Origin of the sequence: Saccharothrix tamanrassetensis (genome assembly GCF_014203665.1) — a bacterium.
GTDB classification, from domain to species: Bacteria; Actinomycetota; Actinomycetes; order Mycobacteriales; family Pseudonocardiaceae; genus Actinosynnema; species Actinosynnema tamanrassetense.
The window spans coordinates 503,333-515,978 of sequence record NZ_JACHJN010000007.1; the positions used below are offsets into that span (position 1 = coordinate 503,333).

The following is a 12,646-nucleotide window of genomic DNA, read 5'->3' on the forward strand; positions in this document are numbered from 1 at the left end:
ACGGGGTGGCACAGCTCGTCCCACTCGAACAGAGTGACGAGCACGGACGCATCTGCGGGCCGAACGAGTAGCCGCAGCACGACCCCGCTTCACCCCGCGCGAGCTGCCCGGAGGTGACGTGGCCGCCTTCGTGCCGGCAGGCTCCGACGGCTCCGCGACTGCCTCCGGGTACTGCGCCGGGGCGGGGTCGGCGGGTGCGGTCGCGGTGGTGTCACCGGAGCGGGTGGTGGCCTTCCACCGGCGCGTGAACAGCGCACCGGGGTCCGGGTTCGCGTGGTGGAGTGGGGTGCCAGGCCCGTTCCGGCGGGCGGTGTCGGTGAGGGATCGCGGTGGAGCGGTCGCGGTGGAGGGGTCGGAGTCCGGTGTCGATTCGGGACGGGTGTTCGTGATGACAGCGGTTCGCGGTTCCCTGGTGTGGTTTCGCGGTGATCCGTTCGCCACCTCCAGCCAGGACGCGGTGGTCCACGTGGAGGACGGCCTGCTGATCTGCCAGGACGGGAGGATCACCCACGCCGGCCCCTACGACGAGGTGAGCCGGGAGTTGCCGCCCGGTGCCACCGTCGTCCACCACCGCGACAAGCTCATCCTCCCCGGGCTCATCGACGCCCACGTCCACTACGTGCAGCTGCGGATCACGGCTGCTTACGGCGAGCAGCTGCCGAAGTGGCTGAGCAACTCCGTGTACCCGGAGGAGCAGCGGTTCAGCAGTCTCCGCTACGCCCGGCACGCCGCCGCTCTGTTCTGCAACGAGTTGCTGCGCAACGGGACCACGACGGCGCTGGTCAACTGCGCGACCTACCCGCAGTCGGTGGACGCGTTGTTCGAGGAGAGCGTCCGACGCGGGATGCGGATGGCGGCGGGCAAGGTGCTGATGGACCGCGAGGCCCCCGCAGGGCTGCTCGACTCGTCGCCCAAGCGCGGGTACGAGGAATCCCTGCGGCTGATCGAGAAGTGGCACGGGGTGGGCCGCAGCATCTACGCCGTCACCCCGAGGTTCGCCATCGCGTGCACGCCCAAGATGCTGAAACTGGCCGGGCGGCTGTGGCGCGAGCACCCCGGGACGCTGTTGCAGGCGCACCTGGCCGAGAACCTCGAAGAGGTGGCCCGGGTGCGCGAGCTCTTCCCCCGCCGTCGTGACTACGTCGACGTCTACGAGCACTACGGGCTGCTCGGCCGCGGCGCGGTCTTCGCCCACGCGGTGCACCTGTCCGACCTGGAGTGGGAACGGCTGCGAGCCACCCGGAGCGGGATCGCGCACTGCCCGACGTCGAACCTGTTCCTGGGCAGCGGGGCGTTCCGGATGCCGATGGCCAAACGACGACACCGCGCGGCGCTGGTGGGCTTGGGCACCGACGTGGGCGGCGGCACCAGCCTGTCCCTGCTGCGGACGATGGACGAGACGTACAAGGTCGGTCAGGTCCACAGCTACCCGATGGACGGGATCAAGCTGTTCTACCTGGCCACCCTCGGCGCGTCCACCGCACTGGGGCTGGACGGCACCATCGGCTCGCTACAACCGGGTCACGAGGCCGACTTCGTCGTGCTCGACCCGACCGCCACTCCGCTCCTGGCCCACCGCACGAGCGAAAGCCCGACGCTCACCGACACGCTGTTCGCCTTGGCCCTGCTGGGCGACGACCGCGCGGTGTCGGCCACCTACGTCGCCGGCCGGCTCGCCCACCAGCGGAACCCGGACGCCGACCGACCGGATGGCGCCGCGATCGGCGGCAAGGGCTCCCGGTGAGTCCCGGAAACGTTGCCGAGTCCACATTATTACGGACACGGGACGTCGATTCCGCTGCTGTGTAACGGAAATCCACGCTCCGGAGAAAGAGTGGGCATGGTCGTCCCGATCGGGGTGGCCGCTCGCCCACCCCTGGAGAGCCCGAGTGCAGGTCAACGGCACGCCCGTCGTCCACCTGGAGGCGGAAGCCGCCTACGGTGCCGTCGCCTACCAGTCCGGGCGGGACACGCACCTGCACTACCACGGCAGCGCCCACAGCACGCACCGCGTCGAGTCGGGCGGGAAAGGGGACCAGTGCCCCTACCCCGGTCTGGCGGCGTTCGGCCCTGGTGAGGCGCGGTGGTTCTTCGGGCGGGAACGCGCCGCGGCGGACCTGATCTCCCTGCTCGACCGGCGCCTGGCCTCCGGCGGCGCGCAGGTCGTCGTGGCCCCGTCCGGCGCGGGCAAGTCCTCGCTGCTGCGCGCCGGTCTGCTGCCCCGGCTGCGGCACCGGGCGCTGCCGGGTTCCCGGACGTGGCCGAAGGCGCTGTTCACCCCCACCGCCCGGCCGCTGCACTCACTGGCGACCCAGCTCGCACCGCTGGTCGGCGCCGAACCGGCGGCCCTGGCCACAGCGTTGCGCACGGATCCCGGCCCTTGGCTCGCCCGGCTCCGGGGGCGGGACGCGGACTCGCGCGTCCTGCTGGTGGTCGACCAGTTCGAGGAGCTGTTCACGCTGTGCGGCGACGAATCGGAGCGCCGCGCGTTCGTGCAGCTGCTCAGCGGACTGGCCGAAGCTCGGGACGGCGCCGACGTGCTGGTCGTGATCGGGGTGCGCGCGGACTTCTACGCGACCTTCGCCGCCTACCCGGCGTTGCGCTCGGCGCTCCAGGACAGCCCGCTGGTGCTGGGCCCGATGTCCGGTTCCGAACTGCGCGAAGCCATCGAGTACCCGGCCCGCGACCTCGGCCTCCAGGTCGAGCCGGGGCTGGTGGAGCTGCTGTTGCGCGATCTCGGCGTGACCGACGGCGAGGTCGGCTACGAAGCCGGCCGATTACCGTTGCTGGCACACGCCTTGCGCGGTGTCTGGCACCAGCGCCACGGCTCCACGCTGACCGTGGACGGCTATCGCGTCACGGGAGGCATCGAACGCGCCATCGCACGCACCGCCGACCAGGTGCACGCCGGGCTGGACGAGGCGGCGCAGCAGGCGGCGCGCGAACTGTTCCTCCGCCTGGTCGGCGTCGGCGACGGCACCGACGACACCCGGAGGCGCGTGCGACGCGACGAACTCCTGCACACCAGCGCCGAACCGGACGCCGTGCTGCGCGCCCTGGAGGCGTTCACCGCGCAACGGCTGCTCACCCGGCAACGCGACGTCGTGGAGATCACCCACGAAGCCCTGATCCGGGCTTGGCCGCTGCTGAGGAAGTGGCTGGACAAGGACCGCGACGGCCTGCTGGTGCACCAGAGGCTCGCCGACGCCGCCGTCGGCTGGCACCGCAACGGACGCTCACCCGACGCGCTCTACCGCGGTGTGGTGCTGGCCGACGCCCACGCCGCGGCCGCCAAGCAGCACATCGTGCTCACCCCGCTGGAACAGGACTTCCTCGCCGCCGGTCGACGCGCCCGGCAGCGCGGCGTGCGGCGTCGGCGCAAACTCGTCGCGGGCATGGCGGTCGTGTCGGTGCTGGCCCTGCTCTCCGCAGTGGTGGCGTTCAGGTCCGCGGACCAAGCGGCGCAGCAGCAGCGCTACGCACAGGACCAGCGGCTGATCGCGGAGTCCCGGCGGCTCGCCACCCAGGCGCAGGAGTTCGCGGACTACAACCCGCAGGCGTCGATCGTGCTGGCCTTGGCGTCGTGGCGGACCCGGCAGACCCCCGAGGCGCGCGGGGCCCTGCTGGGCACCCAGATGGGCTCGTTCGACGGTGTCACCGTGCTGGACGAGGGCCGGGAGCTCACCGCGGTGGCCGTCAGCAAGGACGGCGACCTCGTCGCGCTCGGTGGCCAGGCCGGTCGCCTCTGGCTGTTGTCCGCCCCCAGCCGCCAAGTGATCTGGACGGACGAGTTCCCGGACCGGTACGTCACCGCGGTGGAATTCGGGATCGACCACACCCTCGCGGTGACCACCGTGAAGCGACTGCCGGACGGCAAGCCCGGCGACGGCGGCACGGTCGCGCTCTGGCCCGACGCCAAGGTGAAGGCGGAGCGCGAGGAGTTCGACCCGGAGCAGGGGCCGCTGTTCGACATCGCCTTCTCCGACAACGGCGCCCTCCTGGCGACTGCGGGGCAGCAGCCCGGCGTGAGGCAGTGGTCCACCGCGACGGCCAACCCCTACGGCGAGGCGCTACAGGACCGCGACGCCGCCGCCTACACCGTGGCGTACCGGCCGTGCGACGAGTGCAAGGAGCTCATCGCGGGCGGCGACGGCGTGATCCGCAGGTGGGACAGGTTCACGGGCCGTTCGCTGGAGAGCATCACCTGGAGGAACACCGCGGCCGTGCACGCGGTCGGTTTCAGCCGCGGTGGGAAGCTGCTCGCGTCGGGGGCGGCCGACCAGGTGCTGCGGCTGTGGGACGGCGGGGGAACCGCTCTGCTGGACGAGGTGACCGGCCACAACCTGTTGATCAGCGACCTGGCCTTCGCGGCGGGCGAGCCGTGCGACACGGGCGGCAACCGACCGGGGTGCGCGCTGCTGACGAACAGCCTGGACCTGACCACTCGCGTGTGGATGGTCAGGCACGACAACACCCCGGCCGGGCCGGGCGTCGTGACCGCCACCGAGGTGGCGAAGTTCGAGACGCAGAACAGCACGTCCTACCACGCGGCGTTCGTCGGCGACTCGTACCAGGTGGTGGCGAGTGGCACGGACGGCAGCGCGAGGTGGTGGTCCACCGCCCGACGTGTGGTGTCCTCCGCGGCTGCGGTCAACGACATCGACTTCACCGGCGACGGGGAGTCGCAGATCGCGGTCGACGCCCAAGGCGCTGTGCTGTCCGACTACTCCACGCCGTCCGAGAACGGGCGCTTCTGGCGGCAGCGCAGCCAGGTGTTCACCAGCGCGGCGTTCAGCCCGTCCGGCGACCACGTCGCGGTGGCGGGCGGTGCGAACGACGTCGGCGTCGCGGCCGCCGGCGACCGGAGCCTGGCCACCGAGGCGCGCCGGTTCGTCGCGACGGACCGGTCGGACGAGATCCTGCGGGTCGCCTTCGGGCCGGACGGCACGCTGTTCACCGGCAGCCGTGAGGGCTTGGTCAAGCGCTGGCAGATCACCGTCGCCGCGGAGAGGACGACCGCGGAGGAGTCGGCTTCGTTGACGGAACCCGGCGCGGAGGTCGCCCACGAGAAGGGGCTGTGCGGGATGGCCATCAGCCACAACCGGCGATACCTGGCCACCGGTTCCGACGGTGTGGGGCGGCTGTGGGACACGTCCGACAACCAGCCCGTCGGGAAACCGTTGGCAGGCCACCAAGGCAGCGTGTGCGGCCTCGCGTTCAACCGCGACGACACCGTGCTCGCCACAGCGGGCTTCGACAACACCGTTCGCCTGTGGGATGTCCCCACGGGCCTGCCGATCGGCGAGCCGTTGCTCGGGCACACCGGTCCCGTGATGAGCGTTGCGTTCAGCGACGACGGCAAGTTGGCCAGCGGCAGCCACGACCGCACGGTCCGGGTCTGGGACGCCTCGCGTCCGGAGAGCCCGCGACACTGGGCGACCCTGACCGGACACCGCGACAAGATCAACGCGGTGCGCTTCCGGCCGGCCTCCGACGAGCTGCACACCGGCAGCGACGACCACACGCTGCGGATGTGGCAGTTCGACGTGGACCAGGTGCGCCAACGCGCCTGCGGCCTGGTCGCCCACGTGCTCGCCTCCGACGAGGCGTCCAAGAACCTGCCCGAACTCGGCACCGTCCAGAGGCAGGACGTGTGCGCCTGAGCCTCATCACACGGGTCATCCGCGCCACCTCGCCACAGCGAATCGGACGGTGCTGCTCCTTGTCCGCCCTTGTCTGCGCTTGTCCGGCACCGACGTCGGACACCGGTCGGCCTGCGATCCTGCGGCGTACAGGAGCGATGAGCGATGGCCTCAGACCGAACCGGAAGCGCCACGTCCGGAGGAAGGCTGCCGAATGAACCCGGGACTCCCATTTCTGCCGCAGAACGAGCCGTCCGGACACGAGGACGAGGGCGAGCCGACACAGACGCCGAACCTGGAGGTGAAACTCGCGGGGGAACCCGCGCTGACCGTGGCCGAGTACGTGAGCCTGCGCACGGAGATCCTGAAGCTCATCGAACTCCAAGCCCAGCTGCTGTCTCTCGCGTTGTTGTCCTTGGGTGCGTTGCTCGGGGTCGCGGTTCAGCAGCGGAACTCGAACATCGCGTTCGTCTATCCTGTGCTGGCGCTCATCCTGAGCTTCAGCTGGCTCAACCACGCGCATGCGATCCACCGGTGCGCGCGGTACTTGGTCGAGGCGGTCGAACCCGCCAGTGGTGGCGCCTTGGGCTGGGAGCGTTTCGTCCGGCAGCACCCTCTCCCGTTCGGCATGCTCGGCTATTGGGGCGTACGGTCGGTATTCATGGGAAGCTCCTTGGTGGCAACGCTGGTGGGTTGGAGTCTGCCCCACCCCACGCTGCTGACAGTCATCGCCGGCGTGGCGTCGTCGTTGCTCACACTGGCCGCCTTCGTGCTCTTCCTGGTGTGGCGGGAGTCCTCGCCGAAGCAGCTGAAGGTCGAAGGCCATCCCGGGTCCACCGCGTGATCGGCTATTACGCACACCACCTCGGCGCCGGGCATGTGCACCGCGCGGGTGCGATCGCCGCCGCCCTGCGGACACCGGTCATCGGCTTCTCCACCATGTCCGCGCCCTCGGGCTGGCCTGGCCGCTGGATCCGGCTGCCGGACGACTCCGGTGACTTCACCCCCTCCGACGGCGACGACGTCACCGCAGGCGGGACGCTGCACTGGGTACCCAGCGGTCATGCCGGGCTGCGGAACCGGATGGGCCTGATCGGCGCCGAGCTGGCCAAGGGCGAGATCAGCGTGATGGTCGTCGATGTGTCGGTCGAGATCTCGGTTCTCGCCCGACTGCACGGAATCCCGGTGGTGGTCATGGCGCAGCCGGGCGACCGCAGTGACCGGCCACATCAACTGTGCTACGACTTGGCGGAGAGGCTGCTCGCCGCTTGGCCCTCGGTCGGACCTCAGGACTGGCCGAGCCGGTGGCTCGACAAGACCGTCCACCTGGGTGCCGTCTCACGCTTCGACGGCAGACCGCCCACCGATCCCCCGGGTACTCGGCGCGTGCTCGCGTTGTGGGGTCAGGGCGGCCTGGACATCGGCCTCGACGACCTGCGGGCCGCGGCGGCGGCTACTCCCGACTGGTGCTGGGACGTCGTCGGGCAAGAGACCGACAGCACGGCCGAGCAGGACAACCTGGCCTGGCACGGCTGGGTGGACGACGTGTGGGCCCGCTTGGGCGATGCCGATGTCGTCGTCACACACGCCGGGCAGAATGCCCTCGCCGAGGTGGCCGCAGCCCGGCGACCCGCCGTTGTGCTACCCCAGCTCCGCCCTCACGATGAGCAACTGGCCACGGGTGAGATGTTGCGCCGTGCCGATATCGGAACCGTCCTGGCCGGCTGGCCCCGGCCGGACGAGTGGCCAGGCGTGCTCGAGCGGGCACGAGCACGCGGCGGCACAGAATGGAGTCGGTGGTCGACAGGCGGCGGCGCGCAACGCGCTGCCGCCGTCCTCGATGGCATCGCGGAGCGCGGGCGATCGTAGGTCGCCGACGGAGGATGCCGCGACACAAGCGGGCTGGGCAGCAGGCCTGGCCGTAGGCCGGACCAGCGGCCATACCCGAGCTGCGCCCGACCCGCGCCGAAGAATCCTTCCGTCGACCACGCTCAGGTCATGTCTCGCGAGCCGGTTCGTCGTCCGCCGCGCCACTTGGTGGAATACGGCAGCACGAACCAGTACAGACCGGGAAACAGGAGCATGGGCGAGCGGGAGCAGCGGCAGGTGAACCACCCACCCGGTTGGCTGCTCCTGTCCCACGACGACGATCGTGACGATGATGACGGCAACGTAAAGGCAATGGAGAACCGGCGGTGGACTTGCCGAAACCATCTGTCTCGGTGATGACGGCCACGCCAGGTCCGGACTCGACGATGACGCTTCTCGATGGCACCGGGCAGGGCCAGCGGATCGACGAGCTGCGCGCTCTCGGCAAGGACTGTTCTGAACTCCGGGAATAGGAGTGCTTCTGGCCATACCCCGCCGACAGCGGCCACGCCAACTCGGCGACCTGGTGGCGCGTCAAGTTCCGGGCGTAGGTGGGTGCGCGCTGATCATCGGCAGGTGAGGCGCAATCACCCGATCAGGTACGGCTTACCACAGCGGTCGGTCCACATGGGAACCGGTGGTATCGCGAGCGGGCGGAGCCACCCCCTGGTTCTATGTCTGGACCAACCACGGTGTCCGCATCCAGCAGAGGTGGTCGATGGCTCTCCCTTCAGCGCGAACCCCGGCGGTTGCCGGGTCGGCCGTCGCAGCCGGTCGGAGCAGAACATCGGCTGCCCGTCGGCCCTCCGGCCGTGCCGCGCCGCACCAGGGCGGGACCAGGCCGGGCCGGCACCCGGGAGCGTCGCCGTGAGCTTCTGGGAGTTCGTGAACGACCGGTGGAGCCGGCTGCTGGTGGAGTCCCTGCTGCACGTCAGCGCCGTGGTGCAGTGCACGGTGGTGGCCGTGGTCATCGGCGTGGGGATCGGTGTCGCGGTGTACCGCAGCCCGCTCGGTTCGGCCGCCGCCATCGCGTTGACCAGCGCGGTCCTCACGATCCCCTCGTTCGCGCTGCTCGGGCTGCTCATCCCGGTGCTGGGGCTGGGCGCGAAGCCGACGGTGGTCGCGCTCGTGCTCTACGGGCTGCTGCCGATCGTGCGGAACACGATCGTGGGCCTGGCCGGGGTGGACGGTGCCGTGCGGGACGCGGCGCGGGGCATCGGGATGAGCCGGTTCGGGGTGCTCACCAGGGTCGAACTGCGGCTGGCCTGGCCGGCGATCCTCACCGGGACGCGGATCGCCACCCAGATGCTGATGGGCATCGCGGCGATCGCCGCCTACGTGCGCGGTCCCGGCCTCGGCGTGGAGATCTTCGCCGGGTTGACCAGGGCGGGCAGCGCGAACGCGACCAACCAGGCGATCGCGGGGACCGTCGGCATCGTCGTCCTCGCGCTGCTCCTGGACGGGGTCTTCGCGGTGATCGGCCGTTACACCACCTCCAGGGGGATCCGTGGCGAGTGAGATCGAGCTCATCGACGTGACCAAGCGCTACCCCGGCGTCGCCGCGCCGGCGGTGGACTCGGTCAGCATGACCATCCGGGCGGGCGAGATCGTGGTGCTGGTCGGCCCGTCCGGCTGCGGCAAGACCACCACCATGCGGATGATCAACCGGCTGATCGAGCCGACGTCGGGCCGGATCACCATCGACGGCGAGGACACCCTGTCGCTGAACCCGGACCGGTTGCGCCGCGGCATCGGCTACGCCATCCAGCAGGCGGGGCTGTTCCCGCACCTGACGGTCGGGCAGAACGTCGCGACCGTGCCGGGGCTGCTGGGCTGGGGCAGGTCGCGGGTGTCCGAGCGGGTGGACGAGATGCTGGACCTGGTGGGGCTGGACCCGGCCGAGTTCCGCGACCGCTACCCCCGGCAGCTGTCCGGCGGCCAGCAGCAGCGGGTGGGCGTCGCCCGGGCGCTCGCGGCGGACCCGCCGGTGCTGCTGATGGACGAGCCGTTCGGCGCGGTGGACCCGATCACCCGGGGCAACCTCCAGGACGAGCTGATGCGGTTGCAGGCGGAGCTGCGCAAGACGATCGTGTTCGTCACGCACGACTTCGACGAGGCGGTCAAGATCGGCGACCGGATCGCGGTGCTCGGTCCGCAGTCGCGGATCCTCCAGTACGACACCCCGGAGGCCATCCTGGCCAACCCGGCCGACGACACGGTCGCCGGGTTCGTCGGCGCGGGCGCGTCGCTCAAGCAGTTGCGGCTGCGCCGGGTGCGCGAGGTCGAGCTGAGCCGGGCGGTGACCGCGCGGGTGACCGACGAGCCCGCCGAGGTCGGCCGCAGGCTGGTCGAGGCGGGACGCGAGTACGCGCTGCTGCTGGACGCCCGCAACCGACCGGTGAGCTGGGCGCACGTCCGCCACCCCGGGCAGCCGCGGCCGGTCGGCGACTCGGTGTCGCTGCAGTCGACGCTGCAGGACGCCCTGGAGGCGATGCTGACCGAAGGCGGTGCGGCGGTGGTCACCGGAGCGCGTGGCGAGTACGTCGGCCTGGTGGAGATGGACGCCGTGATCGGCACCGTGCAGAAACTGCGCGGGGACCACGCGGAGCCGGCGTCGTGACGGCCGCGGTGGCGCAGCGGCAGCGGGCCGACCGGTTGCGGCTGCTGGTCCAGCCGATCGCCGTGGTGGTGCTGGTCGGCGGTGTGCTCGCCTGGGCGTTCGGTCAGGACCTGGACTCGATCGAGCGGCAGAGCCTCAACGCGTCGAGCCTGGTGTCGGCCACCTGGGACCACCTGGTGATCAGCTTCGTGGTGACCGCGCTGGTGCTGGTGGTGGCCGTCCCGCTGGGCGTCGTGCTGACCCGCCGGTGGGCGCGCCGGGCGGCGCCGGTGTTCCTCGGCATCGCCACGATCGGCCAGGCGTCCCCGGCGGTCGGCATCCTGGTGCTGTTCTTCCTGGTGTCGGGGTTGGAAGGGCTGTGGGCGGCGGTGCTGCCGATCGCCTTCTACACACTGCTCCCGGTGCTGCGCAACACGATGGTCGGCTTGCAGGGCGTCGACCCGGCGCTGGTCGACGCCGGGCGCGGGATCGGCATGTCCGCGGGGACCGTGCTGCGCCGGATCGAGCTGCCCCTCGCCGTGCCGCTGATCCTGGCCGGGTTGCGGACCGCGTTGGTGCACGCGGTCGGGGTGGCCACCCTCGCGGTGTTCGTCAACGGCGGCGGGCTGGGCCTGCTGATCGACACCGGCTACAAGCTCGCCCGGGTTCCGGTGTTGATCACCGGGGCCGTGCTGGCGGTCGGCCTCGCCCTGCTGGTGGACTGGCTCGGCGCGGTCGTGGAGACCTACCTCGGACCGAAGGGACTGCGATGAGCGGGGGACGCACGACCCGGCTGAGGCTGCGGCTGGCGGCGCTGGCGGCCACCACCGGGCTGCTGGCCTCCGGCTGCGGTCTGGAGTCCTCGTTCGCGCTGCCGTTCGAGGTCGGCCCGGGCTCGATCCGGCCGGTGCCGGAGCTGACCGGGGTGGCCGTCGCGGTGGGGTCCAAGGACTTCACCGAGAACCAGATCCTGGGCTACCTCGCCGAGGTCGCGCTGACCGCGGCGGGCGCCGAGGTGCGCGACATGACCAACATCCAGGGCTCCAACAGTTCCCGGCAGGCGCTGATCACCGGCGACGTCGACGTGTCGTGGGACTACACCGGCACGGGGTGGATCAGCTACCTGGGCAACACCGAGCCGATCCCGGACGAGCGGGCGCAGTTCGAAGCCGTGCGCGACGCCGATCTCACCCGCAACGGTCTGCTCTGGCTGGAGTACGCGGCGGTCAACAACACCTACGCGTTCGCGGTCACCGAGGCGTTCGCCAAGGCGCACAACCTGCGGACCACGTCCGACATGGCCGAGTTGATCCGACGCGAACCAAACCAGGGCGTGTTCTGCCTGGAGACCGAGTTCGCCAGCCGCAACGACGGATTCCCCGGCGTGGCCAAGGCCTACGGCTTCGACGCGGGTTCGGTGGAGGTCAAGACGTTCGGCATCGGCACCATCTACACCGCCACCTCGCAGGGGTCGTGCAACTTCGGCGAGGTGTTCACCACCGACGGCCGGATCATCGGGCTGAACCTCGTGGTGCTGGAGGACGACCGGAAGTTCTTCCCGCAGTACAACGCCGCGATCGTGCTCCGCAAGGAGTTCGCCGACACCCATCCCCAGGTCGCGGAGGTGATGGCGCCCATCGTCGCGAAGCTGGACAACGACACGATCCGCAGGCTCAACGCCGAGGTGGACGTCGACGGCCGCGACCCGGCCGTGGTCGCGCGCGACTGGCTGATCGCCGAAGGCTTCGTCTCACTGCCCGCTTCCTGACCGGTCCGCCACGAACCGCACGTGCCCGTCGCCACCGGGCGCGACCCGTACCCGACTGACGCACGACGGCGCCCGACCCGGCCCGGCGGCACATCCACGACAACCCGCCGACCAAGCTCGGCTACGTCACCGCGTTGGACGGCCACGTCGCCGACCTGACCGAGAAGACGTCGCCCGAGGGCCGCAAGTGGCGGTTCGTCTACGACGACAAGGGGACTCGTCGCCGTCACCGACCCGAAGGGGGCCGCGACACCGGCGAACCCGACCAGAGACTGATCCGCGGGCCCATGACGGTCGAGGGGAACGTTGCGAATGCCCCTCGACCGTCACGCGTTTAGCGCCACCGCGACTAGCCCGGCTCGAAGATCCACCTGGTGTCCGACCGGGCTGGCCTGCCGTCGGCTGTCGGCGTCTCTGCTGCGAATCTGCACGACAGCCAAGCGTTCAAGCCCATGCTTATGGGCATTCCCGCGATCCGGTCACGGAGAGGTCTGCGCCGATTCCGTCCGGCCAAGCCGCAGGCCGACAAGGCCTACGACATCGACCACCTCCGCCGATGGTTACGCTGGCGCGGCATCGTCCCTCGCATCGCCCGTAAAGGCATCGAGTCCTCCGAGCGATGTTCCACCACCTGTCGCACCCACACCTAAACCGGTTGTTGGTGGCAGGTCTTAGAGCTGGTCTCACGTGGTGGTTTTGGTGAGCTGTTTGAAGCAGATGAGGGTGGCGGCGAGGGTGGCGAAGGCGCAGTAGTTGTCGGCGTGGCGT

At 70.6% G+C, this 12,646-nt stretch carries 8 protein-coding genes and 1 pseudogene; all 9 read left to right on the top strand.

The annotated features are described in order from the left end of the window. The first annotated feature begins 388 nt into the window (after positions 1–388). Positions 389–1,744, top strand: coding sequence for a guanine deaminase (gene guaD / locus FHS29_RS24130; protein ID WP_184694098.1), 1,356 nt, complete (start codon positions 389–391; stop codon positions 1,742–1,744). 145 nt (positions 1,745–1,889) lie between these two features. Beyond that, on the top strand, positions 1,890–5,663 hold the full coding sequence (locus FHS29_RS38245) for an nSTAND1 domain-containing NTPase (RefSeq protein ID WP_184694100.1): 3,774 nt from the start codon (positions 1,890–1,892) through the stop codon (positions 5,661–5,663). A gap of 193 nt (positions 5,664–5,856) precedes the next feature. Beyond that, positions 5,857–6,486, top strand: coding sequence for a hypothetical protein (locus FHS29_RS24140; RefSeq protein ID WP_184694102.1), 630 nt, complete (start codon positions 5,857–5,859; stop codon positions 6,484–6,486). After that, a complete protein-coding gene (locus FHS29_RS38250; protein ID WP_221456499.1) occupies positions 6,426–7,511 on the top strand; it encodes a glycosyltransferase in 1,086 nt (361 codons plus the stop codon). Before FHS29_RS24140 ends, FHS29_RS38250 begins: the two co-directional genes overlap by 61 nt. A gap of 867 nt (positions 7,512–8,378) precedes the next feature. Continuing rightward, positions 8,379–9,029, top strand: a complete 651-nt coding sequence (locus FHS29_RS24150; RefSeq protein WP_184694104.1) for an ABC transporter permease — start codon at positions 8,379–8,381, stop codon at positions 9,027–9,029. Beyond that, the gene (locus FHS29_RS24155) at positions 9,019–10,131 is read left to right on the top strand and encodes an ABC transporter ATP-binding protein (protein WP_184694106.1); all 1,113 of its coding nucleotides are present in this window, start codon (positions 9,019–9,021) and stop codon (positions 10,129–10,131) included. Before FHS29_RS24150 ends, FHS29_RS24155 begins: the two co-directional genes overlap by 11 nt. Then, the gene (locus FHS29_RS24160; RefSeq protein ID WP_184694108.1) at positions 10,128–10,883 is read left to right on the top strand and encodes an ABC transporter permease; all 756 of its coding nucleotides are present in this window, start codon (positions 10,128–10,130) and stop codon (positions 10,881–10,883) included. Before FHS29_RS24155 ends, FHS29_RS24160 begins: the two co-directional genes overlap by 4 nt. After that, positions 10,880–11,878, top strand: coding sequence for a glycine betaine ABC transporter substrate-binding protein (locus FHS29_RS24165; RefSeq protein WP_184694110.1), 999 nt, complete (start codon positions 10,880–10,882; stop codon positions 11,876–11,878). The genes FHS29_RS24160 and FHS29_RS24165 overlap by 4 nt, the downstream gene beginning before the upstream one ends. A 356-nt stretch (positions 11,879–12,234) precedes the next feature. Beyond that, positions 12,235–12,492, top strand: a pseudogene (locus FHS29_RS37035) (transposase); the annotation flags it as partial. Positions 12,493–12,646: the final 154 nt, after the last annotated feature.